The sequence below is a fragment of the Comamonas odontotermitis genome (assembly GCF_020080045.1).
GTDB lineage: Bacteria > Pseudomonadota > Gammaproteobacteria > Burkholderiales > Burkholderiaceae_C > Comamonas > Comamonas odontotermitis.
This window is the reverse complement of record NZ_CP083451.1, coordinates 4,178,201-4,201,687: the sequence shown is the minus strand read 5'-3', so window position 1 is coordinate 4,201,687 and position 23,487 is coordinate 4,178,201. Positions and strand designations below refer to the sequence as shown.

Below are 23,487 nucleotides of genomic sequence, written 5' to 3'. Positions count from 1 at the left end.
CGGCGCAAGGGGTGGCCCCACCGCTTCAAAAAATGCCATGGCGCAAACCATGGCATTTTTTTTGGCTATGTCTCCGTTGAGTGTGGAAAAACGCCGATAGCCGCGAGGAGCATGGCTTGCGGGGTTGACAGGCGATGGGCGTCCAGTGCGCGGCGCCAGCCCAGGTAGTTGGGCAGATAACGGGTGGCCACACCGTGGAATCTGTAGAGCCATTGGCGCAGGCGGCTGTGATACGCATTGACGTTCTGCACATGGAATGCGCCCCTGGTGCGAACCCCTGCGGACAGGTTGACCGCTTCATGCGTGATGCTGGCGTCTGCCGCGAAGTAGCGATACGCCGCATTGGAGTCGCTAACCAGCAGTGCGTCCTCATAGAGCACCGGCTGCAGATGTTCACGCAACTGTGCCTTGCTCACCGAGCCATTGCCAGTCACAAAATCCAGCGTTTGACCCATGCGATCACGTGCGATCAGCACGCACACGTGCTCCTTGGACAGCCCCCGCTTGCTCGCCGATCCACCGCGCCTGCGAGCGGCTCTCCTCAACGAGCGCTCCCCCTTGTGGGATTCGAGCAGATACGTCTCATCGACCTCGGTAATACCGCTCAGGTGGGCGGGGCGGTCATCCTTGAGCCATTGCAGGAAGCGGTGACGCCAGCGAAAGCTGGTATTGCGATGCACACCGGTGGTGCGCGCCGCCTGCCGGATGGTCTGGGATTGGAGCATGCATTGCAGATAGTCCAGCCACTTGGATTTGAGTCTCAAGCGTGCCAAGGGCGTACCCGTCAGTGCATTGAAGGTCTTGCCGCAAGCCACACAACGGTAGCGCGGCAAGCCGTGCGCCTGACCATGGCGGTACAGTTCGGTGCCCGCGCAGTGCGGACATTGATGGGCGTCGCCCTCCAGACGAGACTGGATGATCTCGTGCGCTTGCTCAGGGCCGCACTGCTGATGCAGCGCGCGCTCAATCGCCATGCGTTGCTCGGGCGTGAGGTGCTGCAATCGAGTGAGCAGCCATCCGAAGGTGCGTGAGTCCATTGAAGTCTCCAAACGGTCCTACATGGATGTTAATTAGACCGGGCGCAAGCCTGCAGAGTTCAACACTTAACGGAGACATAGCCTTTTTTTTCGTCTGATTCAGGGTATATCCAGACCCGCAGGCGCTGCAAACTCCGCACAATAGGGCCGATACCATTCAAAAACGGTGTGGGGAAACCGCATCCGCAGGAGACTTGTGCATGACAGAACGCCCCTGGCTGGCGGCCTATCCGGCCGAAATGCCAAAGGACATTGACCGGGACCATGTGCCCACCCTGGTGCAATTGCTGAACCAGGCATTCATCCAATACGCAGACCGCACGGCGCTGCATCTCATGGGGGCGACCTTCAGCTACCGCCAGCTCGACCAATACAGTACGGCGCTGGCGGCCTATCTGCAGACCTTGTCATTGGTCAAGGGCGACCGGGTGGCACTGATGATGCCCAATGTGCCGCAGTATGCGGTGGCTGTGGCGGCGGTATTGCGCGCCGGGCTGGTTGTGGTCAATGTCAATCCGCTCTACACCTCGTCCGAGCTGGACCACCAGCTCAAGGACAGCGGCGCCAAGCTGATGATCGTGCTGGAGAACTTTGGCGCCACGGTGCAGAACTGCCCGGCCCACCGCCAGCTCGACAAGGTCATTGTCTGCAGCATGGGCGATATGCTGGGGTTTCTCAAAGGCAATATCGTCAACTGGGTGGTGCGCCACAGCAAGAAACTGGTGCCGCCGTTCCAGATCGATCGCAGCATTGCCTTCAATGATGCGCTGCGCGAAGGCGAACGCCACCAGTTCTCGCCCGTGGATGTGGGTGCGGACGACATCGCTGCACTGCAGTACACCGGAGGCACCACCGGCGTGGCCAAGGGCGCCGTGCTGCTGCACCGCAACCTGGGCTCCAATGTCATGCAGGTGCAGGCCTGGTATGGTCCTGCGCTCAAGACCATCCCTGCGGGCGAGCAGCCGCTGTGTGTATGCGCGCTGCCGCTCTACCATATCTTCGCGTTCACGGTCTGCTTTCTGCTGTCGATGCGCCTGGGCCACCAGGTGCTGCTGATTCCCAATCCGCGCGACATGAAGGCGGTGCTGGGCGAGCTGGGCAAGTATGAATTCCATACCTTGCCAGCCGTCAACACCCTGTTCAACGGACTGATGAACCACCCCGATTTCGACAAGGTGAACTGGAAGAACCTGCGTGTGGTGGTGGGTGGCGGCGCCGCTGTGCAGCATGCCGTGGCCGAGCGCTGGCTGCAGCGCACCGGCCAGCCGATTGTCGAAGGCTACGGCCTGTCGGAAACCAGCCCCGTGGCCAGTTGCAACATCGTTGGTACCGGCAAGGAATCGTCGGGCTCCATCGGCTACCCGATGCCGGGCACCGATCTGGCGATTCTGGATGACCTGGGCTATCCGGTGGCCCAGGGCGAGCGGGGTGAAGTCTGCATTCGTGGCCCCCAGGTGATGGCCGGATACTGGCAGCGCCCGGACGAGACCGCCAAAGCCATGACCGAAGACGGTTTCTTTCGCAGCGGCGACATCGGCATCATGGAGGCCGATGGCATGTTCCGCATCGTGGATCGCAAGAAGGACATGGTGCTGGTGAGCGGCTTCAACGTCTACCCGAACGAGGTGGAAGATGTTGCCGCAGCCTGCCCGGGCGTGGCCGAATGCGCGGCGGTGGGCGTGCCGGACGAGAAGACGGGCGAGGCCATCAAGCTGGTGGTGGTGCGCAAGTCGCCTGACTTGACCGAGGCGCAACTGCGTGCCTTCTGCGCCGAGCGGTTGACCGGCTACAAACGGCCCAAGTACATCGATTTTCGCGATGCCCTGCCCAAGACCCCTGTGGGCAAGATACTGCGCCGCGAACTGCGCGACGAAGCCACCAAGGCCTAAGGCCCCGGGTTCAAGCGAGCAAGGCCAATGGCAAAGCGGAGATTGCGGCGACAATCTCCGCTTGTTTTTTGCCGATTCCACACCCTGACGTGACCATCGCCATCCTCAGCGCCCTGCCGCAAGAGCAGGCAGGCATTGCCAACCTGTTGACAGACTCGTCCATCACCGACCATGCCAGCCGCCGCTATACGCATGGCAAGCTGCATGGCCATGCCGTGGTGCTGGCGCTCTCGGGCATTGGCAAGGTGGCTGCGGCCAGCACGGCTGCCACCCTGATCGAACGCTTTGGCGTGCGGGCCATCGTGTTTACCGGCGTGGCCGGCGGTCTGGGCGAAGGCGTGCAGGTGGGCGACGTGGTCGTGGCCAGCAGCTATGCGCAGCACGACATGGACGCCTCGCCGATCTTCCCGCGCTACGAGGCGCCAGGCTATGGCCGGGCGCGCTTTGACTGCGATGCCGTATGGAGTGCGCGACTGGCCCGGGCTGTGCAGCGCTGTGTGGAGGGCGATGCCGCCGCGTGGACTGCCGAACTGGGCCTTCCCGCTCCGCGCATGCATGAGGGCCTGATCGTCAGCGGCGACCGATTTGTCAGCAGTGCCGCCGAAGTGCATGTCTTGCAAGGCAGTTTGCGGGCTGCAGGGCTGGAGGCCTTGGCGGTGGAAATGGAAGGCGCTGCTGTGGCCCAGGTCTGCGCCGATCACGCCGTGCCGTTCGCCGCCATGCGCAGCATCTCCGATCGCGCCGACGACAGCGCGCACATGGATTTTCCTCGTTTCATCAGCACCCTATCGAGCCGCTACGCGCAACGCATCATGGGCAGTCTTCTGCAGAGTCTGCCCGTGGCCTGAACGCGTGGCCCGGTTGCCAGGGTGACTGTGCGCGGCAGGCATGCCCAGCACAATGGCGCGCTGGTCTGATGAACCCCATGCCGACAATGTCCCTTTCTTCGCCGAATCCCGGTGCCGAGCGGCCGGTGCTGACCACCTGCAAGCTGGGCGTGGGGCAGATGCTGTCGTGGGGTTCGGCCTTCTACCTGCCGGCCATCCTCGCGGGCGCCATGGGCGGGAGCCTGGGCGTGCCGGCATCCCATGTCTTTGCGGCGTTTTCGCTGGCGCTGCTGGTGATGGCCTTCACCGGCCCGGTGGCGGGGCGGCTCATCGACCGCTGGGGCGGGCGCCCAGTGCTGATGGCGACCAATGTGCTGTTCGCACTGGGCCTGGTGCTGCTGTCCCGTGTGCAGACGGCGGGCCAGTTGTTTGCCGCCTGGCTGCTGCTGGGGCTGGCCATGGGTGCCGGCTTGTACGAGGCTGCGTTTGCCACTGCCGTGCGCCTCTACGGTAAGGAAGCGCGCGGTGTGATTGTGGGCATCACCTTGTTCGGCGGCTTTGCCAGCACCGTGAGCTGGCCCATCACTACCTGGCTGTTGCAGTCCGTAGGGTGGCGCGATGCCTGCCTGGTCTGGGCCTGCGTGCAGTTGCTGGTGCTGTTGCCGCTGCATGCCACGCTGCCGCGCGCCCAGCCCCGGCAGGCGATAGAGCCCGCGCCTGCGTTGGATGACGCCACCAGGGCCTCCGGCCCGCCGCCATCGGTGACCCTGCGCGGCCAGTTGGGCACGCTGGCGCTGCTGGCGCTGACATTTGCCTCCGTGTGGTTCATCGGCACTTCCATGATGTCGCACCTGCCGCGCCTGCTGGCCGTGAGCGGCGCCACCGCCACGGCTGCCGTCGCGGCTGCGGCGCTGGTGGGGCCTGCGCAGGTGGCGGGCCGCATTGCCGACTATGCATTCCTGCGCCGCGCGCACCCGCTGTGGTCGGCGCGGATCGCGGTCATGGGCTACCCGCTGGCAGCCTTGGTGCTGGTGGGGTTTGGAGCTGCTGGCGGCTGGGGCTATGCCGTGGCCTTCGGTCTGGGCAACGGCATCATGACGGTGGTCATCGGCACCCTGCCGCTCGCCATGTTCGGCGCGCAGGGCTATGGGCAGCGGCAAGGCTTGCTGATGGTGCCAGCGCGCATGGCGCAAGCCAGCGCGCCTTTCCTCTTTGGCCTTGCGCTGGAGCGCTGGCACCTGGGCGCGCTGTGGGTGCTGGTGGCCGCTGCCAGCACCGCTGCCACGGCACTGTGGTGTCTTCGCCCCAAACAGGCCTGATGGGTGACCGGTGGCAGCGCGCCCCGGACATATCACCCTGATTCGATAGCGGATCGCGCATACGCAGTGCGGTCTGCGGGCTGATTTCTATCGCCATTACCGCATTCGACGAGGCCAGGCTCCGCGTCATTTTCCGCTCCATTGAGCCCATTTCCTAGGGTTTCCCCTCTGTGTTACCCCCCTGGAGTGATCGCTACACTTGCGTTGTTTCAGGAATTAATCATTGTTTCTTAGGTGAAACGAATCATGAACCTCACACCCATGCCGCAAATTGGCCAATTGCAAGGCCGTCGCATTCTGGTGACCGGTGCCGCGCGTGGCCTGGGCTTTGCTTTTGCACAGGCCTTGTGCGAGCACGGCGCCCATGTGGCGCTGGCCGATCTGCGTGCAGACCTGCTGCCGCAATCGGTGGCTGCGCTGCAGGGGCGTGGCTTTTCTGCCATTGGCATTCGCGTCGATGTCTCCGATCCAGCTTCGGTGCAGCAATGCGCGGAGCAGGCGGTGCGCGAACTGGGCGGGCTGGACGGCCTGGTCAACAACGCGGCAGTGACCGATTCCGGCGGCAAGGGCATGGACGACATTGAACTGGCCAAGTGGGACCAGGTAATGGATGTGAATGTGCGCGGCACCTGGCTGATGACCCGCGCCTGCCGCCCCGCGTTGCGTGAAAGCGGCCGTGGCGCTGTTGTGCATCTGGCCTCTGACACCGCGTTGTGGGGCGCGCCCAACCTGATGGCCTACGTGGCCAGCAAGGGGGCAGTGATTGCGATGACGCATGCCATGGCGCGCGAGATGGGCGCCGATGGCATCACGGTCAATGCGGTAGCGCCGGGCTTGGTGCTGGTGGAGGCCACGCAGTACGTGCCCGAGGCGCGCCACCGGCTCTACATCGACCAACGCGCACTGCAGCGTGAGCAGATGCCCGAGGACGTGGCGGGCGCTGTGGTCTACGCCATGTCGGACGGGGCGCGCTTCGTCACGGGCCAGGTTCTTGCCGTCAATGGCGGCTTTGTCATGAATTAACCGCAAGGAGCGAACCATGAGCGAACAGCAGAATATTCCCCGCACCTGGGATCGTCCCGCAGGCGCAAGCCTCAAGGACTGGATGGAGACGCGCATCGCGCGCTTTTCCACCCGCAAGTACGATTTCGACGCGCTGAAGTTCCAGGCCGACTTCGACCCCAAATACCGCCGTGGCCAGATGCGCTACATCGGCACTGGCGGCACCGGTGTTGCCTCCGACAGCAACACCATCCCCTCCGAGCACTTCACCTTCTCCACGATGGTGATCCCCGCTGGCAATGAAGGCCCGCCGCATATCCATGTGGATGTGGAAGAGGTGTTCTTCCTGATGCGCGGCAAGCTCAAGGTGGTGCTGACCACGCCCGAGGGCGAGCGCTTCGAGACCGTGATGACCGACCGCGACGTGATCTCGGTGCCCCCGGGTGTGTACCGCGAAGAGATCAACATTGGCGACGAAGACGCGCTGATGTGCGTGATGCTGGGCGCCAAGAAACCGATCACGCCGACCTACCCGGCCGACCATCCGCTCGCCAAGATCAAGCGCTGATCCAGCAAGGCCTGCACCATGACCACCGACACCGCCACCCTCTGGAGTGAAGCGCTCATGCGCAAGGCGCAACAGCTGGAATCGCAGTTCGCGCAGCGCTCGGTAGCGCTGCCCGATGGCGTGCAGCTGGCTGTGCGCGAGCGCCCGGCCGCCGGTGTTGCCGCGCAGACCGTAGTGCTGCTGCATGGCATCAGCTCGTCGGCGGCCTCGTGGCTGGATGTGGCATTGGCGCTACGCCCTGACTGGCGCGTGCTGGCCTGGGATGCGCCCGGCTATGGTTCGAGCACAGCCCTGCCGCAGACCCATCCGCACGATACCGACTATGCCGCACGTCTGGGCGCCTGGCTGGCCGCAGAGGTGCGGGGCCCAGTGGTGCTGGTGGGCCATTCCCTGGGGGCGTTGATGGCAGCGGCCTGCGCTGCGCAATACGCACCCCAGGCGCTGGCAGGCGTGCTATTGCTCAGCCCTGCTGGCGGCTATGGCTCGCACGATGTAGCTGCCCGCGAAAAGGTGCGCAGCGAGCGCAATGCCTCGCTCGACACGCTGGGCGTGGCGGGCCTTGCGCAACGCATCGACCAGCGACTGCTCAGTCCTGGCGCGGACGCACTGGCGCGCGAGTGGGTGCGCTGGAGCACATCGCGCATGCACGATGGCGGCTACCGCCAGGCCGTGAACATGCTGTGCGACAGCGACCTGGGCAGGCATGCGCCGCTGCCCGTGCCTGTGCACATTGCTTGTGGCGAGCACGATGTGGTCACCACCCCTGCAGCCTGCCGCCGCTGGGCCGGAGCCTGGCAGGTGCCTTTTTCCAGCATCGCTGATGCAGGCCATGCCAGTCCGGTTGAAAAACCCGGCGCGGTGGCCGAATGGATCGAAGATAGAGCCTTCTTACTTTGAACCAGGAATACAGCAATGACACAGACCAACCCTTCCGAAACCGGCTCTGAAAAGTACGTGGTGCCAGCGCTGGAGCGCGGATTGCGCCTGCTGCAGGAGTTTGGCCGCGACAGCCGCACCCTGGGCGCCCCGGAGCTGGCGCGCCGACTGGAGCTGCCCCGTGCCACGGTGTTCCGCATGCTCAACACGCTAGAAGGCATGGGCTTTCTGGAGCGCATCGACGGCGGCACCGAATACCGTCTCGGCATGGCCGTGCTGCGCCTGGGCTTCGAGTACCTGTCGTCCCTGGAGCTGACGGAGCTGGGCCAGCCTGTCATCGCCCGCTTGTGCGACGAAATCAGCTACCCCTGCAATATCGTGGTGCGAGACAACCGCTCGATTGTCTACGTCGCCAAGGTCACGCCGCCGCGGCCTCTGGCCAGCGCCGTGCACGTAGGCACCCGGCTGGCGGCGCACGGCACGGTTTTCGGCCGTGTGCTGCTCCTGGACTTTTCATTGGCGGAACTGCGCGCGCTCTACCCGGAAGAGCATCTGGAAGCGTTCTCGCCGAACACCCCCAGAACCGCGCTCGACCTGTTCAACCTGATCGAGGTCGACCGCGAGCGCGGCTACGTCTTCGGTGAGGGCTTTTACGAAACCTCGATCTCCACCGTCGCGGCGCCCGTGCGTGACCACAGCGGTCGCATCGTGGCTGCGCTGGGCTCCACGATTCCGTCACCGCATGCGGGTCAGGCCAAGGCAGCAGGCGTCGCCGAGCGTGTATGTGCAGCAGCCGATGAGCTCTCGGGCCTGCTGAACTACCGCCGTGAGGCACAAGCCGGTGCCCGGGTTCTGTCCATGCCGGGACATTGAAGGAATATTGCAAATGAGTGCTTTCCAGATCAAGGATGTGGTGGCGGTGGTCACTGGCGGATCGTCCGGTATTGGCCTGGCGACAGTGGAGCTGCTGCTGGAGCAGGGCGCTGCCGTGGCCTTCTGCGGGCGCAACGAGGAGCGCCTGCGCACTGCCGAAGCTGCCCTGCGCGAGCGCCACCCCAAGGCCCGTCTGCTGGCTGCCGTCTGCGACGTGCTGAATGCAGAAGACGTACAGCGCTTTGCGGCCCAGGCGCAGCAGGTCCTGGGCACGGCAAGCATCCTGATCAACAACGCGGGCCAGGGCCGTGTGTCGACCTTTGCCGACACCACTGACGAAGCCTGGAGCCAGGAACTGCACCTGAAATTCTTCTCGGTCATCCATCCCACGCGGGCCTTTCTGCCCCAGTTGCAGCAGCAATCGGCCCAAGGGCGCGACGCCGCCATCGTCTGCGTGAATTCGCTGCTGGCTTCCCAGCCCGAGCCGCACATGGTGGCTACATCGGCTGCGCGTGCTGGCCTCAAGAACCTGGTGCGGTCCATGGCCACCGAATTTGCCCCGCAGGGCGTGCGCGTCAACGGCATCCTGGTCGGCCTGATCGAGTCGGGCCAATGGCGCCGCCGCTTCGAGGCGCGCGAAGACAAGTCGCAGGACTGGGCTGCCTGGACCGGCGCACTCGCCGCCAAAAAATCCATTCCGCTGGCACGCCTGGGCCTGCCCCGTGAGGCCGCGCAGGCCATCACCTTTCTTGCCAGCCCCCTGTCGTCATACACGACGGGCAGCCATATCGATGTTTCCGGAGGTCTTTCCAGACATGCGTAACACCCCCTGTGCGGCTGACGCCGCTTTCCCCTCTCTCGCTTCGCGGGAGGGAGACGACGCCCTCGCTGCGGGGCGGCCCTTGCTTGGCGTCCCACCGATGAACTGCGCCGGTGGCATGCGCAGCGCCTGCTATCACTAATACGGATCTGACAAGACCATGACATCTACCGCACCACAAATCACTGTCGGCGCCGCCGTTGCCGAATTTCTCGAGCACTGCGGCGTGAAGGCTGCGTTCGGGGTGATTTCCATCCACAACATGCCGATCCTCGACGCGATGTTCGCGCGCGGCAAGGTGCGCTTCGTGATGGCGCGTGGCGAGGCAGGCGCTGGCAACATGGCGGACGCCTGTGCCCGTTCCACTTCCAGTCTGGGCGTGTGCATCACCAGCACCGGCCCGGCAGCAGGCAATATCGCAGGCAGCCTGGTGGAGGCCTACACCGCAGGCACCCCGTTGCTGCACATCACCGGCCAGATCGAGACCCAGTACCTCGACCAGAAGCTGTCGTACATCCACGAGGCGCCAGACCAGCTCACCATGCTGGGTGCCGTCTCCAAGGCTGCATTTCGGGTGCGCAGCGCCGAAACCTGCCTGTCCACCTTGAAAGCAGCCGTACAGGCCGCGATGACCGCACCCACCGGGCCGGTGAGTGTCGAGATTCCCATCGACATCCAGCAAAGCGTGATCGATATGCCTGCCGACTGGTCGCCGCTGCCGGTGGCAGTTCTGGCTCCGAGCGAGACTGCGCTGGACGCGCTGGCCGACACGCTGGCGCAGGCCCGCCGCCCGCTGCTGTGGCTGGGTGGTGGTGCACGCCATGCCGGTGCTGCCGTGCGACGCCTCAAGGCCATGGGCTTTGGCATTGTCAGCACGGGTCAGGGGCGCGGCATTGTGCCTGAAGACGATCCGGCCTCGCTGGGCGCCTACAACATCCAAAAACCTGTCGAAGCCTTTTACCAGCGCTGCGATGCCATGCTGGCTGTGGGCACACGCCTGCGCAGCAACGAGACGCTGAAGTATGAACTCCAGCTGCCTCGCCCGCTGTTGCGCATCGATGTGGACGCTGCCCAGCAGGGCCGCTGCTACATCGACGACGGTTTTGTCTGCGGCGACTCAGCCCTGGCGCTGAACGGTCTGGCCGACCGCCTGGAGGCGCGCGGCTACCGGGCCGATCCCGAGCTGCTGGCTGATCTGCGTCAGGTGCACAACGAGGTTGTTGCCACCATGCGCGATGGCCTGGGCCCCTACAGCGCCTTGGTGCAGCAGCTGCAGCAGGTGGTGGGCCGCAATTTCAACTGGGTGCGTGATGTGACTGTCTCCAACAGCACCTGGGGCAACCGCGAACTGCGCTTTTTCGAGCCCAACGCTGGCGTGCACGCCACGGGCGGCGGCATTGGCATGGGCATGCCCATGGCCATTGGCGCGGCCATCGGTGCAGCGCAAAGCGGCTCGGGCCGCAAGACGCTGGGCCTGGCGGGCGATGGAGGTTTCATCCTGAACCTGGGTGAACTTGCCACGCTGGTGCAGGAAGAGTGCGACACGCTGATCGTGCTGATGAACGACCAGCGCTACGGCGTGATCCAGAACATCCAGGACGCCTCCTACGGCGGCCGCCGCTGCTATGTGGAGCTGCATACGCCCGACTATGCACAGCTGTGCGCATCGATCCATTTGCCCCATGCCCGGGTGCAGAACCTCGATGAACTGCCTGCCGTGCTGGAGTCGGCATGGAGCAAAAAAGGGCCCTTCCTGCTGGAGATCGACATGCGCTCCATCGGCGGCTTCAAGACCACGTTCTCCGGCCCTCCGGTGAACAAGCTGGACCAGATTCCGGCGACCAAGACCCAGTGAGAACTGACAAGACCTGAGAAAACCAGAAGGACCCACACCATGCAGATTGCTCTGATCGGCTGCGGCGCCATTGGCACCGCCTTGCTGGAACTGGTGAAGGACGATGCCGGCCTGCAGGTTGCCGCCATCGTGGTACCGGCTGAGGGAGCCGAGGCCGCGCGTGCCGTGGCCCAGCGCCTGGCGTCGGGTGCGCAGGTAACGCAAGCCGTGCCGGCAGGTGGCATTGATCTGGTGGTGGAGGCCGCAGGCCACGCCGCCATCGAGCAGCATGTGTTGCCTGCATTGCGCCGAGGCGTACCGTGCATCGTGGCTTCGGTGGGTGCGCTGTCGGCAGCTGGCCTGCCCGAGCAACTGGAGGCCGCTGCCCGTGAAGGCCGCACGCAGGTGCAACTGATTGCCGGTGCCATTGGCGGTATCGATGCACTGGCTGCAGCCCGCATCGGCGGCCTTTCCACGGTGCGTTACACCGGCCGCAAGCCGCCACACGCCTGGAAGGGCACACCGGCCGAGCAAGGGCGTGATCTGGACGCCCTGACTGCAGAGACGGTGATCTTCGAAGGCACTGCCCGCGAGGCGGCTGCGCAGTTTCCGAAGAACGCCAATGTGGCTGCCACTGTTTCGCTGGCAGGCCTGGGGCTGGACCGCACCACGGTGCGTCTGATTGCCGACCCGGCCGTGCGCGAGAACCTGCACCAGGTCGAAGCCGCAGGCGCCTTTGGCAGCTTCGAGCTGACCATGCGTAACCAGCCGCTGGCGGCCAACCCTAAGACCTCGGCCCTGACCGTGTTCAGCGCGGTGCGCGCGCTGCGCGGCAAGGTGGCACCGCTGGTGATCTGACAACGAAAGAGTTTCATCATGTCAAATCTTGAACTGCTCCCCATCAACATCGGCGGCGAATGGCGCCTGGGTGGCGGCGACGAATCCGCCTCGCTCTACCCTGCCACCGGCGAAGTCGTGGGCCGCCTGCGCGCGCCCAGCCTGCACGATGTGGAAGAGGCCATCCAGAAGGCGGACCACGCCTTCCGCACCAGTGGCTGGGCACAGAAGAAGCCGCACGAGCGTGCCGCTGTGCTGCATCGTGTGGCCCAACTGATTCGCGAGCGCGCCGAGCCGCTGGCCCAACTGCAGCGCCTCGACAACGGCAAGCCCATCAACGAAACGCGGGCCTTGGTGGCCAGCGCTGCCGGTACCTTCCAGTACTTTGCCGCTGCCTGCGAAACCATGGAGGAGGCGATCACGCCGCAACGTGGCGACTTCATGACCATGAGCGTCTACGAGCCCATGGGTGTGGTCGCTGCCATCACACCGTGGAATTCGCCCATCGCGAGTGAAGCGCAAAAGCTTGCCCCCGCGCTGGCGGCTGGCAATGCCGTGGTCGTCAAGCCCGCCGAAGCCACGCCGCTCCTGGCGCTGGAGCTGGCCAGAATCTGTGAGGAGGCCGGTGTTCCGAAGGGTATCGTCAGTGTGTTGCCCGGGCGCGGCTCGGTGATCGGCGATGCCATCACCAAGCACCCGTTGGTCAAGCGCGTGTCGTTCACCGGCGGTACCTCCACCGGCAAGCACATTGCCCGCATTGCGGCCGACAAGATGATGCCCGTCTCGCTGGAGCTGGGCGGCAAATCGGCCACCATGGTGCTGGAAGACGCTGACCTCGACCATGCCGTCAACGGCGTACTCTACGGCATCTTCAGCTCGTCGGGCGAATCATGCATCGCCGGCTCGCGCCTGTTCGTGGCACGCAAGCTCTATGGCGATTTCATGGAGCGCCTCACTGCCAAGGCCGCTCAGCTGCGCGTGGGTGACCCGGCCGATGAGCGCACCCAGATGGGCCCGCTGATCACCGCCAAGCACCGTGAATCCATCGAGAGCTATGTGCAGCTGGGCCTGTCCGAAGGCGGGCAGTTGCGCACTGGCGGCCACCGCCCCGAAGGTGCGCTGTATGAGCGCGGCTACTACTACCGCCCCACCATCCTCGAAGGCGTGCAGAACGACTGGCAGATCTGCCAGCAGGAAATCTTTGGCCCTGTGCTCGTGGCCATGCCCTTCGACAACGAGGAGTCGCTGCTGGAGCAGGCCAATGACAGCGTCTACGCGCTGGCTGCTGGCATCTGGACGCGTGACTACAAGGCCGCGTGGCGCATCGGCCGTGCGGTGCAGGCCGGCACCGTGTGGATCAACACCTACAAGCAGTTCTCCATTTCCACACCGTTTGGCGGCTGGCGCGACAGCGGCCTGGGCCGCGAGAAGGGCCGTCTGGGTATCCAGCAGTACATGGAGCAAAAAAGTCTGTACTGGGGCCTGAACGAATCCCCTCTGGGCTGGGCCAATTGAGATGCATCCCTCCCTCAGTCGCTTCGCGCTTTCCCCCTCTCTCGCTGTGCGGGAGGAGGACGACACCTTCGCTGCGGGGCGGCCCTTGCTTGGCGTCCGCCGATGGGCCGCGCCGGTTGCAGGCGATGTGGGCAGCGCGTGGCGCGTGATTGGGTAAAGAAAGGATTTTTTATGAGCGTACTGGGCATTGACGAAATCAGCTACGGCGCAGGCGACCTGGTGGCCAGCCGCCAGTTCTTTATCGACTGGGGGCTCAATCTGGTTGCCGAGCAAGCCGACCGGCTGGTGTTCGAGACACTGAACGGCTGCCGCGTGATCGTGGCCGCCACCGACCACCCTGATCTGCCGCCCGCCATCGAAGCAGGCCCCACGCTGCGCGAGGTGGTCTGGGGCGTGGAGAGTGCTGCCGATCTCGCGCTCTACGAAAGCCGCATCGCACAGCTGCCGGGCTTTGTGAAGCAGGGCGAGCGCATCGGTTGCACCGACCCCAATGGCTTGGCTGTGCGCCTGCAGATCACGAAAAAATGCGATGTGAAGGTGCAAAGCGCCGAGTACAACACCTGGAGCCGCAAGGGGCGCATCGATCAGGCCAGCCCGGCCTACGAGCGTGCCCAGCCCATCGAAGTAGGCCATGTAGTGTTCTTCGTCAAGGACGTTCAGGCCTGCGAGCGCTTCTATGTGGACAACTTCGGTTTTGCGGCCTCGGACCGCTACCCCGAGCGCGGCGCTTTCCTGCGCACCGCACCCGATGGTGGCCACCACGACATTTTTCTGCTGCAGCGCCCCGATAAGCACGCCGGCCTGAACCATGTGGCCTTCACCGTGCGCGACATCCACGAGGTCTTTGGTGGCGGCATGCATATCTCGCGCTGCGGCTGGGACACCCAGCTCGGCCCGGGGCGGCACCCGGTGTCGTCTGCCTATTTCTGGTACTTCAAGAACCCGGCCGGTGCGCTGGTCGAGTACTACGCCGACGAGGACCAACTGACGGCCGACTGGCAGCCGCGCGATTTCGAGCCGGGCCCTACGGTGTTTGCGGAATGGGCGATTGATGGCGGTCTGGACGGCAATACCCGCCGCCAGAAGGGCGTGGGCGGTGCTGACGGCAAGTTTCTGACCGACAAGCACCACTGATCCCATCCGATACGGAGTTCAACGCGATGCAACGACGCATGCTTATCCCCACGCTGCTGGCACTGGCCGCAGCCGCTGCATTGCCTGTTGCCCCGGCGCAGGCGCAGGACGCCCGCCAGGCGTTGGCGGCGGGGCAGTTCACCATCATTGCGCCGTTTCCACCCGGAGGGCCGATCGACACACTGGCGCGCATGCTGTCAAATGGTCTCGCCGCACAGTACAAACAGGTTTCCATTGTGGACAACCGTACCGGCGCCAACGGCAATATCGGCATCGAGGCGGCCCGGCGTGCCAAGGCCGATGGCCATACGCTGCTGGTAGTGCCGCAGGGCAACCTCACGATCAACCCCACGCTGATGCCCAAGCTGCACTACAGCGTGGAAGGTGACTTCGTACCGGTGGCCTCGCTCGCGCGCACCGCCAACGTGATTGCCGTGAACCCTGCCGTACCGGCGAAGAGCGTTGCAGAGCTCATCGCGCTGGCCAAGAGCAAGCCAGGGACCGTGAGCTATGCCTCACCCGGGGTGGGCAGCAGCCTGCACCTGGCAGGCGAGTTGTTCGGGCAGCAGGCGGGTGCCGATTTTCTGCACGTGGCCTACAAGGGCACGCCCCAGGGGCTGAACGATGTGATGGGAGGCACCGTGCCGATGATCATCGGCAACCTGCCCACGCTGCTGCCGCACATCCAGTCGGGCAAGCTGCGCGCGCTGGCCATCACCGACGCGCAACGTACACCCGAGCTGCCCGATGTGCCCACGCTAGCAGAGGCTGGCGTCAAGGGTGTTGCGCTGTCGTCCTGGTACGGCGTGATGGCGCCCAAGGGTACGCCAGCACCCGTGCTGGCCCAGTTGCAGCACGACATCGCACAGATCTTCAACGACCCGGCAAGCAAGGCGCAACTGCAAAAGCAGGGCCTCGGTGTCTGGATCGTGGAAGGCCAGAAATTCGGTGAACTGATCCGCACGGAGACGGCGGCCTGGGCGCCCATCATCAAAAGCCGCGGGATCGAGGCGCAATAGACGGATAGCGAGCAGCCCGCCAAACCACCACCCACCACCACAAGAGCCCACCATGAAAACCTCACGCCGCCAGATTTGCCTGGCCGTCGCCCTGCTGGCCACCACTGTTGCCGGCAGCGCCATGGCCCAAGCCTACCCGAGCAAGCCCATCACCATCGTTGTGGCCTACCCGGCCGGCGGTGACACCGATGCCATGGCACGCCTGTATGCCGACAAGCTTTCGCAACGGCTTGGCCAGCCCGTGGTGGTGGAGAACCGGCCCGGTGCCAGTGGCACCATCGGCGCAGTGCATGTGGCCAAGGCAGCGCCCGATGGCTATACGCTGCTGCTTGCGCCCAGCACCTTCTCGATTGCGCAGTTCGTGCTCAAGACTTCGGCGGCGTCGAGCTATGACGTGTTGCGAGGCTTCGTGCCTGTGGTGCAGACCAGCGTGCAGCCGCTGTTCGTCGCCACCAGCCAGGCTTCGGGCATCAAGGATCTGGCAGGTCTGACCACCCAGGCCCGCAAGAGCGAGCTGACCTATGCCAGCCCCGGCAGCGGTTCGCCCATGCACATTCTTGGTGAAATGTTCAACAAGGCGGCTGGCGTCAAGCTCGCGCATGTGCCCTACAAGGGCGTGGCACCTGCCGTCAACGACCTGATCGGCGGCCATGTACCCGCTACTTTCATGACCTGGGGGCCGATTGCTCCCTACGCTGGCACCAAGGCGAATGTGCTGGCGGTGGCCGACGCCCAGCGCAGCCCGCTCGCGCCCAACGTGCCCACACTGGCCGAGCTGGGCGTCAAGAACGTGGAAGTGACCGCCTGGCAAGGCCTCTTTGGCCCCAAGGGCATGTCTGCCGAGACCGTGAAGCTGCTGAATACCCACCTCAACGAAATCCTGAAGATGCCGGAAGTGGCGACCAAGATGGCCACCTTCGGCGCACTGCCTGCGGGCGGCGATGCGGCCCGGCTCGAGAAAACCAATGCGGCCGACTACGACCGCTTTGGCAAGCTCATCAAAGACCTTGGCATTCAGGCCGAGTGAACCGTTTTAGAAGGAGACCCCACCATGGCTGTTGACCGATACCTTGAACCGCACCAGGCACGCCAGCGCCCTGCAACCCTGTTTGAAGACCTGCTGGGCGATGCGATCGAGCGCGCCTTTGGCGAAGGTGTGCAGACGCTGCCCGAGCTGGTGGCCTACATCAACCGCAGCGGCCCCGCCGGAGAGAACGGCGAAGCCTGGACGGAGCAGAGCTTTGGCGCCCTGATGGCGCGCCTGGGCCACTGAAGCAGGAAAGGAGCACTCCATGAACGTACAAACCATCGCCATCGATCCTGTGGATCGCTTGCTCACCAAAGGTCTGGGCAACCTCTGGTACCCCGTCTGCACGTCTGATTTCGTGCAGGACAAGCCTATCTCGCTGCGCCGCTTCGGCTACAAGATCGCGCTGTGGCGCGATGCCGCAGGCCAGGTACATGCGCTGGAAGACCATTGCCCGCACCGGGGCGCGCCGCTGTCGCAAGGGGTGATCCTGGGCGACCGGCTGGCCTGCCCTTACCACGGTGTGGAAGTGCGCTGCGACGGCACGGTGACCAAGGTGCCCGGCAGCCCCGGCTGCAAGCTGGAGGGTTCGCGCGCCGCGCTGGATTTTCATGTGCACGAAGCGCACGGCGCCATTTTTCTCTTCAACAGCGACAAGCATGTGGATACGCCACCCGCGTTCTCCATGCCGGAGGAGCTGACCTCGCCCGAGTATTCGAACTTTCTGTGCTATGCCGAATGGCGTGCGGATTACCGCTATGCCATCGACAACGTCATGGATCCGATGCATGGCACCTTCCTGCACAAGCAGTCGCACTCCATGTCCGAAGGCGATAGCAAGGCCACGTTCCAGGTGCGCGATACCGATATCGGCTTTATCTTCGAGAAGGCAGGCCAGCGCGGCGTGAATTTCGACTGGACCGAGTGGGGCGAGACCGACATGCACTGGATGCGCCTGGAGATTCCGTATCCCAAGACCGGCGGGCCCGGCGGCAACTTTGCCATCATCGGCTGCGTCACGCCCATCAGCCCCGAGCTGTGTGCAGTGTTCTTCTGGCGGTGCCGCCGGGTGCAGGGCTGGATGCGCGACACCTGGCGCTTTCTGTACCGCAACCGCCTGGAAGCACGCCACTGGGCGGTGCTGGAGCAGGACCGCGTGATGATGGAGCAGATGGAGTTTGACGCCAACGAGCGTGAAAACCTGTACCAGCACGATATCGGGCTGGTGCGCCTGCGTCGCCGCCTGCGCAGCCTCGCCCAGGAGCAGCTTGAGGGAAGCGCCGCACCATGAGCAGCACCTTGCAGGCCTTCGTGCACACGTTGCGCTTCGAGGCCCAGGACACCATCAGCGTGGAGTTGCGCCCGGTGGATGGTGGCGAGTTTCCGGCTTTCACGGCGGGATCGCACATCGACCTGCACCTGCCCAACGGGCTGGTGCGCAGCTATTCGCTCTCCAACGACAGCAGCGAGCGCCACCGCTATGTGGTGGGCGTGCTGCGCGACCGTGCCAGCCGTGGCGGATCGCGCTGTGTGCATGAGGCGCTGCGCGTGGGTTTGCCCATCACCATCTCCGAGCCGCGCAACCATTTCGCTCTCGACGAAGGTGCAGCGCATTCGGTGCTGGTGGCTGGTGGCATCGGTATCACGCCGATGCTGTGCATGGCGCGCAGGCTCCACAGCCAGGGCCGCTCGTTCGAGATGCTGTACTTTGCGCGTGAGCGCAAGAGCGCGGCTTTCCTCGCCGAGCTGCAGGCCTTGGGCATGCCGCTGCATTTGCATTTCGATGCCGAGGCGGGCGGCCCGCCCGATCTGCGTGGCCTGCTGGCGCAGCGTGCGCCCGATGCGGGCTTGCACCACTACGCCTGCGGCCCGACGCCGATGCTCGATGCCTTCGAGAAGTTCTGCGGCGAGCTGGGTCACGCCAACGCCCACATCGAACGTTTCACGCCGGTGGAGGTCAAGGCATCGACCGATGCCCTCGCCAACTACACGGTGGAGCTCAAGCGCAGTGGGCGCTTCATCGAAATCACGCCCGAGAAATCACTGCTGGACACCTTGCTGGAGGCTGGCGTCGATGTCGACCATAGCTGCTGCGAAGGTGTCTGCGGCTCCTGCGAGACACGCGTGCTCGAAGGCGTTCCCGATCACCGCGACTCGGTGCTCAGCCCCAAGGAGAAGGCGAGCAACAAGGTGATGATGGTCTGCGTCTCCGGGTGCAAGAGCGAGACGCTGGTTCTGGATCTTTAACGACACACAAAGAGAGACGACACCATGAAAAAAATCGTGATTGCCGCTGGCCTGGCCAGCCTGGCAGGGGCAGCTGCAGCCCAATCTAAGGTCGAGATCTTCGGGGTCATCGACACCAATGTCACCCGGCTTTCGGGCTCGGGCTCATCCAGCAAGGTAGGCCTTGCCACGGGCGGCGCCAACATCAGCCGCCTGGGCTTTCGGGGCACCGAAGACCTGGGAGGCGACCTGAAGGCGGGCTTCTGGCTGGAGGCGGGCCTCGATTCCGACACCGGCGCAGGCAAGGCTGCGGGCACCAGCGGCCTGGGTTTCAACCGCCGCTCCACCGTCAGCCTGCTGGGCAACTTTGGGGAGCTGCGCCTGGGCAGAGACGACTCTGCCACCTTTCTGAGCACGCTGATCTTCGATCCATTCCTTACCAATGGCGTGGGCGGCACGGGGGCATTCACCATTCTGGGCATTCCAGGCTCCGGCACCGCCACGGGTGGCGCGCCGATCCAGATCAGCAATGCGGTCAGCTACTTTCTGCCCCCCAACCTGGGCGGGTTCTACGGCCAGGCCCAGGTGGCATTTGGCGAACACACCAAGAGCGAGCCCAACAAGAACCAGGGCGACTACCGTGGCCTGCGCGCAGGCTACCGGCAAGGTGCCTTCAACGGCGCCCTGGCGATTGGCCGTTACTACGGCGATAGCTCGGACAACAATATCACCGCCAGCAATATTGGCCTGAGCTACGACCTGGGCATGGTCAAGCCGATGCTGTTGTGGGCCAGCGAAAAGCGTGGCTCGCTGAAGGTGACGGCGCTGCAACTGGGCGCCACGGCACCGCTGGGCAATGGCGAGTTGCGCGCCTCTGTGGGCCACTACAACACCTCAGGCAGCAATGCGGACTGGAACAAGATTGCCGTGGGGTACGGCTACAACTTCTCCAAACGCACGCAGGTCTACGGCACGCTGGCCTATCTCAAGAACAAGGACGGATCGAGCCGCGCCATCGGCGTGCAGGGCCTGAGCGCCACGGGCTCCACCATGGGCGGCAAATCCACCGGCATGGAGCTGGGCATCCGCCACTTCTTCTGATCGCGGGCCGTGCCCTATGCGCCGCCCTTGCCTGAACGCAGGGGCTGGCGCGGGCGTGCTCTTTTATCTCTTAGGAAAGTCGCACCATGAATGACTCCCGTTCAATGCGCTGGTGGGGCGTGATCACGCTGTTCGTGATCGTTGCCATCTCTTATGTGGACCGGATCAATATCTCGGTTCTGATCACGGACCGCGATTTCCTCTCGCACATCGGTCTGACGACGGATGACCGTACGCGCCAGGGGCTGCTTGCTACCGCATTCATGGTGGGGTACGGGGTGTCATCGCTGGTGCTCACGCCTTTCTGCGCGGCGCTGTTCGGCGTGCGTCGCAGCCTGATTGGCGGGCTGCTGCTGTGGGGTGTGGTGACCTTTCTGTCGCCTGCGATGAGCAGCTACGGGCTGCTGCTGGCATCGCGCATTCTGCTGGGCGTATCGGAGGGGCCGCTGTTCTCGCTGGCAGGCAGCTACATCAAGGCGCATTTCGAGAGCCGCGAGAATGGCAAGCCCAATTCGCTGGTCAACATGGGAACCGGGGTGGGGCTGGCCGTGGGATATCCGCTGGTGGGCTACCTCGTGGCGGGGCACGATTGGGAAACGTCTTTTCATGTGCTGGGCCTCATCAATGTGCTGCTCGGCATTCCTCTGGTCTGGGCCTTCGTGCGCATGCCCAAGGTGGAAACCGGCATGCCCAAGCCGCAGTCGCTGGGCCAGGCCGTGGGCCAGGTCGGCACCATCGTGCGTGGCGCCATGCATACGCGCTATCTGTGGCTCATCACCATTCTGACGGCGGCCTTTCTGTCCTACCTATGGGGCAGCAGCAACTGGCTGCCTGCATACCTGAAGGAGTCGCGCGGCTTTTCGATGCGCGAGATGGGCTGGCTGGCTTCGCTGCCGCAATACGCCAGCGTGGCTGCGGTTTTTGTGGGCGGCATGATCATCGACCGCATTGCGCGGCGCCAGGTGCCGCTGATCTTCGTGTTCGGAAGCATCGGTGTGGCTGCCGCCGTGTGGCTGGCCATCCATATGGAGGACCGCTATGCGGCTGCCTATTGCCTGATTGCCGCCAATTTCTGCTGGGGGCTGATGAGCCCGGCCATTCCGAGCACCGTGCAGTACTGTGCGCGGCCTGAGCACATTGCCAGTGCGTATGGCGTGGTCAATGGCGCGGGCAGCCTGGTGGCGGGCTTCATGCCGGCCATCATGGGCGCCGTGATCGGTGCACTGTCGGCCAGTGGTGGCATGGGCGCAGGCTTCTTTGCAGGTTTTGCTGCGCTCATCGGTACGCAGGCGGTGGTGATGCTGTGCGGCATCATTCTGTGGGTGCGGGAGCGCCGCGCCACGCCGCAGTCATAAAAAATGAGCGCATGGCGCTCATTCTTCGTCGATTCCAAGGTGATTCATGCTTGAAGTGCTTGTACAGCAGGCGCTTCAAGCATCTTTTTTGATAGCAGTCGCTATTTCAGCCAGCCCCGCTTGCGGAAGTACAGCATGGGTATGAGTGCGCTGCACACCATCAACGCAATGCCGTAGGCATAGCCGTATTGCCAATCCACTTCAGGCATGTACTTGAAGTTCATGCCGTAGACGCTGGCGATCAGCGTAGGAGGCAGCAGGGCGACACTTGCCACCGAGAAGATCTTGATGATCTTGTTCTGGTTGATGTTGATGAAACCGACGGTGGCATCCATCAGGAAGTTGATCTTGTCGAACAGGAAGGCGGTGTGGTTGTCCAGCGATTCGATGTCGCGCAGGATCTGGCGCGCATCCTCGAACTGGTCGGAGTTGAGCATCTTGCTGCGCATCATGAAGCTGACGGCGCGGCGCGTGTCCATCACATTGCGGCGGATGCGGCCGTTCAAGTCTTCCTGGCGGGCGATGGCCGACAGCACCTCACTCGCGTGCGTGTCGGTCACATTGCCGGCCAGTACCTGGGTGCTGACTTTTTCCAGGTCGTCGTAAATGCCTTCGAGCGTGTCGGCCGAGTATTCAGCATCGGCGTCAAACAGCTTGAGCAGAACGTCCTTGCTGTCCTCGATGAGCCCCGGCGCGCGGCGTGCGCGCAGACGCAGCAGGCGAAACACAGGCACATCCTCGTCGTGGATGGAGAACAGCACGCCATAGCTTTTGAAGGCGGCGTTGTTCAGGTTCATGATGAAGGCCACACGCACGCTGCGCGGGTCTTCGTCGTCATCGATCAGAAAGTCGCTGCGAATGTGCAGGTCGCCGTTGTCTTCTTCGTAGAAGCGGGCAGACTCCTCAATGTCCTGGTCCATCGCATCTTCGGGGATGGACAGGCCGTAGTGCTGCTTGACCCAGCGCTTTTCTTCCAGCGTAGGCGATTCCAGATCGACCCAGATCGGCTGAAAGCGCGCAAGGTCTTGCAGCGACTCGATCTCTTCCTGCACCAGGCGGCCATTGGCGAGCGTAAAGATGTTGAGCATAGGCTCACTTCCTTGTTGTTTTTGGTCTGCAAAAGGGGGAATGGGGCGCTTCCAACCCTTGTGCAACAACGCGCGGCCAGGGTGGAAGCTACCAACTAGGGTAGGGATCCAAGGAGATTGCTCCGATTGATGGAATGGGCGCCATTATGGCACTGCAGCATGGTCCGCGTACGACGGTGCGCAATTACAGCAGGCTGCCTGGGCGCCTGCGTTGCCATGGCCCCACGGCATGGCGAAGGCATGGAGCTGTGGCAGGTTTCAGCGGCCTGCGTGGGCCAGCGCCAGGCACAGGTCGGCCCAGGTCTCGCCCTTGGCCTTGGGTACGCGCAGCAGATGCGAGGGGTCGTAGGTGACCACCGCAGGCAACCGGCCCGCACCCACCTGGTGCACCTGCTGGCGCAGGCGGGAGAATGGCTGCTCACCGCCCAGCAGGTGACGGGCGGCGGGCAGACCCAGCACGAGCGCCATCGCGGCCCCCGTGTCCTGCACCAGCGCGTCGATGCTGTGGCTGGGCGGCTCCTGTCCTTCGTCGCCTTGGCTGGCATCCTGCCCTGGGGCCAGGCGTGCCAGTGGCACCCAGTACACGGGGGCGTCAGTCAGGCGCATGGCGCGCAGCATGTTGATGACCAGCTGGCCCGCCTTGCCCTGTGGCGGCGTACCCTCGGGCAGCTCGGCCACCACCAGCCAGGCGGGTTGGCTGCTGGCGGGGGCGGGTTCTGTCTGCAACTTGGCCTCTCGCAGATCCAGCAGCACCGGTGCGCGCAGCGCAAAGCGCACACGCGGAAAATCTTCTGGCATGGCCTGCGCCGCCGGTGCAATAGGTGCCGCAGGCGCAACGGAGGAGGCTGCTGCAGTGCGGGCAGGGCGCGGCGCGGGGGCGGGCTCTGCAGGGGCTGGAAATAGGGCTTCTGCACCCGAAGGGATTGCCAGAGGCTGATCTGCTTTGCTTTCAGGAGCTATTGGCGCGCTCTGGTTGGGTGCTAGAGGCTGTTTTTTCTCTGAAACCTGCGCAGACGCTGCCGGTGGGTGAGCCACCTCGGCGACTGGGGCCGCCGCAGGCGCGGCAGACTCGGGCCACCACAGCGGGTGGCCCATCTCTTGCAGCATGGCGCGTTGGCGGGCATCCAGATTCAGGCTCAT

22 protein-coding genes are annotated in these 23,487 nt (G+C 64.3%); 19 read left to right on the top strand and 3 right to left on the bottom strand.

Translation table 11 applies throughout. The features are described from left to right. Window positions 1-65: 65 nt before the first annotated feature. Window positions 66-1,037, bottom strand: coding sequence for an IS1595 family transposase (locus LAD35_RS19275; RefSeq protein WP_224150545.1), 972 nt, complete (start codon window positions 1,035-1,037; stop codon window positions 66-68). Window positions 1,038-1,237: 200 nt separating this feature from the next. Between LAD35_RS19275 and LAD35_RS19270 the strand changes: the two genes are divergently transcribed. The 19 genes from LAD35_RS19270 (at window position 1,238) to LAD35_RS19180 (ending at window position 21,259) form a co-directional block, all read left to right on the top strand. Continuing rightward, window positions 1,238-2,926: an AMP-binding protein gene (locus tag LAD35_RS19270; protein WP_224150544.1), complete on the top strand. Its 1,689-nt coding sequence runs from the start codon at window positions 1,238-1,240 to the stop codon at window positions 2,924-2,926. Between the two features lie 89 nt (window positions 2,927-3,015). Continuing rightward, the gene (locus LAD35_RS19265; RefSeq protein ID WP_224150543.1) at window positions 3,016-3,774 is read left to right on the top strand and encodes a 5'-methylthioadenosine/adenosylhomocysteine nucleosidase; all 759 of its coding nucleotides are present in this window, start codon (window positions 3,016-3,018) and stop codon (window positions 3,772-3,774) included. Window positions 3,775-3,860: 86 nt separating this feature from the next. Then, a complete protein-coding gene (locus tag LAD35_RS19260) occupies window positions 3,861-5,072 on the top strand; it encodes an MFS transporter (protein ID WP_224150542.1) in 1,212 nt (403 codons plus the stop codon). Window positions 5,073-5,318: 246 nt separating this feature from the next. Beyond that, window positions 5,319-6,095 (top strand): SDR family oxidoreductase, encoded by a 777-nt coding sequence (locus tag LAD35_RS19255; protein WP_184704292.1) that lies wholly within the window; start codon window positions 5,319-5,321, stop codon window positions 6,093-6,095. 16 nt (window positions 6,096-6,111) lie between these two features. Then, a complete protein-coding gene (locus LAD35_RS19250) occupies window positions 6,112-6,642 on the top strand; it encodes a cupin domain-containing protein (RefSeq protein WP_224150541.1) in 531 nt (176 codons plus the stop codon). Between the two features lie 18 nt (window positions 6,643-6,660). After that, window positions 6,661-7,539 carry an alpha/beta fold hydrolase gene (locus tag LAD35_RS19245; protein ID WP_224150540.1) on the top strand — a complete coding sequence of 293 codons (879 nt, stop codon included), beginning with the start codon at window positions 6,661-6,663 and terminating at the stop codon, window positions 7,537-7,539. Between the two features lie 15 nt (window positions 7,540-7,554). Continuing rightward, entirely contained in the window at window positions 7,555-8,391 is an 837-nt protein-coding gene (locus LAD35_RS19240) for an IclR family transcriptional regulator (protein ID WP_184704287.1), read from the top strand. Between the two features lie 13 nt (window positions 8,392-8,404). Continuing rightward, window positions 8,405-9,214, top strand: a complete 810-nt coding sequence (locus LAD35_RS19235; protein WP_224150539.1) for an SDR family oxidoreductase — start codon at window positions 8,405-8,407, stop codon at window positions 9,212-9,214. A gap of 157 nt (window positions 9,215-9,371) precedes the next feature. Then, window positions 9,372-11,066 carry a thiamine pyrophosphate-binding protein gene (locus LAD35_RS19230; protein ID WP_224150538.1) on the top strand — a complete coding sequence of 565 codons (1,695 nt, stop codon included), beginning with the start codon at window positions 9,372-9,374 and terminating at the stop codon, window positions 11,064-11,066. A 39-nt stretch (window positions 11,067-11,105) separates the two neighbouring features. Then, window positions 11,106-11,903, top strand: coding sequence for an aspartate dehydrogenase (locus LAD35_RS19225; protein ID WP_224150537.1), 798 nt, complete (start codon window positions 11,106-11,108; stop codon window positions 11,901-11,903). Between the two features lie 18 nt (window positions 11,904-11,921). After that, window positions 11,922-13,397: an aldehyde dehydrogenase gene (locus LAD35_RS19220; RefSeq protein WP_224150536.1), complete on the top strand. Its 1,476-nt coding sequence runs from the start codon at window positions 11,922-11,924 to the stop codon at window positions 13,395-13,397. Window positions 13,398-13,568: 171 nt separating this feature from the next. Beyond that, window positions 13,569-14,531: a VOC family protein gene (locus tag LAD35_RS19215; RefSeq protein ID WP_224150535.1), complete on the top strand. Its 963-nt coding sequence runs from the start codon at window positions 13,569-13,571 to the stop codon at window positions 14,529-14,531. 38 nt (window positions 14,532-14,569) lie between these two features. Continuing rightward, window positions 14,570-15,550, top strand: coding sequence for a Bug family tripartite tricarboxylate transporter substrate binding protein (locus tag LAD35_RS19210; RefSeq protein ID WP_224150534.1), 981 nt, complete (start codon window positions 14,570-14,572; stop codon window positions 15,548-15,550). Window positions 15,551-15,602: 52 nt separating this feature from the next. Further along, a complete protein-coding gene (locus tag LAD35_RS19205) occupies window positions 15,603-16,577 on the top strand; it encodes a Bug family tripartite tricarboxylate transporter substrate binding protein (RefSeq protein WP_224150533.1) in 975 nt (324 codons plus the stop codon). Window positions 16,578-16,601: 24 nt separating this feature from the next. Next, window positions 16,602-16,823, top strand: coding sequence for a recombinase-like helix-turn-helix domain-containing protein (locus LAD35_RS19200; RefSeq protein WP_184704273.1), 222 nt, complete (start codon window positions 16,602-16,604; stop codon window positions 16,821-16,823). Window positions 16,824-16,842: 19 nt separating this feature from the next. Then, complete coding sequence (locus LAD35_RS19195) at window positions 16,843-17,868, top strand: aromatic ring-hydroxylating oxygenase subunit alpha (RefSeq protein WP_224150532.1); 1,026 nt, start codon at window positions 16,843-16,845, stop codon at window positions 17,866-17,868. Beyond that, the gene (locus tag LAD35_RS19190) at window positions 17,865-18,824 is read left to right on the top strand and encodes a PDR/VanB family oxidoreductase (RefSeq protein ID WP_224150531.1); all 960 of its coding nucleotides are present in this window, start codon (window positions 17,865-17,867) and stop codon (window positions 18,822-18,824) included. The genes LAD35_RS19195 and LAD35_RS19190 overlap by 4 nt, the downstream gene beginning before the upstream one ends. A 24-nt stretch (window positions 18,825-18,848) precedes the next feature. Then, on the top strand, window positions 18,849-19,904 hold the full coding sequence (locus tag LAD35_RS19185; protein WP_224150530.1) for a porin: 1,056 nt from the start codon (window positions 18,849-18,851) through the stop codon (window positions 19,902-19,904). Window positions 19,905-19,990: 86 nt separating this feature from the next. Then, a complete protein-coding gene (locus LAD35_RS19180) occupies window positions 19,991-21,259 on the top strand; it encodes an MFS transporter (RefSeq protein WP_224150529.1) in 1,269 nt (422 codons plus the stop codon). A gap of 101 nt (window positions 21,260-21,360) precedes the next feature. Here the strand turns inward: LAD35_RS19180 and corA are convergent, their stop codons facing one another. Continuing rightward, window positions 21,361-22,347 carry a magnesium/cobalt transporter CorA gene (corA, locus tag LAD35_RS19175; RefSeq protein ID WP_224150528.1) on the bottom strand — a complete coding sequence of 329 codons (987 nt, stop codon included), beginning with the start codon at window positions 22,345-22,347 and terminating at the stop codon, window positions 21,361-21,363. 258 nt (window positions 22,348-22,605) lie between these two features. Beyond that, window positions 22,606-23,487 carry a uracil-DNA glycosylase family protein gene (locus LAD35_RS19170; RefSeq protein ID WP_224150527.1) on the bottom strand — a complete coding sequence of 294 codons (882 nt, stop codon included), beginning with the start codon at window positions 23,485-23,487 and terminating at the stop codon, window positions 22,606-22,608.

Bases quoted from the DNA above. Each gene is read 5' to 3' on its own strand.
- LAD35_RS19275 (WP_224150545.1), bottom strand. From the start codon at position 1,037: ATGGACTCACGCACCTTCGGATGGCTGCTCACTCGATTGCAGCACCTC.
- LAD35_RS19270 (WP_224150544.1), top strand. From the start codon at position 1,238: ATGACAGAACGCCCCTGGCTGGCGGCCTATCCGGCCGAAATGCCAAAG.
- LAD35_RS19260 (WP_224150542.1), top strand. From the start codon at position 3,861: ATGTCCCTTTCTTCGCCGAATCCCGGTGCCGAGCGGCCGGTGCTGACC.
- LAD35_RS19255 (WP_184704292.1), top strand. From the start codon at position 5,319: ATGAACCTCACACCCATGCCGCAAATTGGCCAATTGCAAGGCCGTCGC.
- LAD35_RS19250 (WP_224150541.1), top strand. From the start codon at position 6,112: ATGAGCGAACAGCAGAATATTCCCCGCACCTGGGATCGTCCCGCAGGC.
- LAD35_RS19245 (WP_224150540.1), top strand. From the start codon at position 6,661: ATGACCACCGACACCGCCACCCTCTGGAGTGAAGCGCTCATGCGCAAG.
- LAD35_RS19240 (WP_184704287.1), top strand. From the start codon at position 7,555: ATGACACAGACCAACCCTTCCGAAACCGGCTCTGAAAAGTACGTGGTG.
- LAD35_RS19235 (WP_224150539.1), top strand. From the start codon at position 8,405: ATGAGTGCTTTCCAGATCAAGGATGTGGTGGCGGTGGTCACTGGCGGA.
- LAD35_RS19230 (WP_224150538.1), top strand. From the start codon at position 9,372: ATGACATCTACCGCACCACAAATCACTGTCGGCGCCGCCGTTGCCGAA.
- LAD35_RS19225 (WP_224150537.1), top strand. From the start codon at position 11,106: ATGCAGATTGCTCTGATCGGCTGCGGCGCCATTGGCACCGCCTTGCTG.
- LAD35_RS19220 (WP_224150536.1), top strand. From the start codon at position 11,922: ATGTCAAATCTTGAACTGCTCCCCATCAACATCGGCGGCGAATGGCGC.
- LAD35_RS19215 (WP_224150535.1), top strand. From the start codon at position 13,569: ATGAGCGTACTGGGCATTGACGAAATCAGCTACGGCGCAGGCGACCTG.
- LAD35_RS19210 (WP_224150534.1), top strand. From the start codon at position 14,570: ATGCTTATCCCCACGCTGCTGGCACTGGCCGCAGCCGCTGCATTGCCT.
- LAD35_RS19205 (WP_224150533.1), top strand. From the start codon at position 15,603: ATGAAAACCTCACGCCGCCAGATTTGCCTGGCCGTCGCCCTGCTGGCC.
- LAD35_RS19200 (WP_184704273.1), top strand. From the start codon at position 16,602: ATGGCTGTTGACCGATACCTTGAACCGCACCAGGCACGCCAGCGCCCT.
- LAD35_RS19195 (WP_224150532.1), top strand. From the start codon at position 16,843: ATGAACGTACAAACCATCGCCATCGATCCTGTGGATCGCTTGCTCACC.
- LAD35_RS19190 (WP_224150531.1), top strand. From the start codon at position 17,865: ATGAGCAGCACCTTGCAGGCCTTCGTGCACACGTTGCGCTTCGAGGCC.
- LAD35_RS19185 (WP_224150530.1), top strand. From the start codon at position 18,849: ATGAAAAAAATCGTGATTGCCGCTGGCCTGGCCAGCCTGGCAGGGGCA.
- LAD35_RS19180 (WP_224150529.1), top strand. From the start codon at position 19,991: ATGAATGACTCCCGTTCAATGCGCTGGTGGGGCGTGATCACGCTGTTC.
- corA (WP_224150528.1), bottom strand. From the start codon at position 22,347: ATGCTCAACATCTTTACGCTCGCCAATGGCCGCCTGGTGCAGGAAGAG.
- LAD35_RS19170 (WP_224150527.1), bottom strand. From the start codon at position 23,487: ATGAGCCTGAATCTGGATGCCCGCCAACGCGCCATGCTGCAAGAGATG.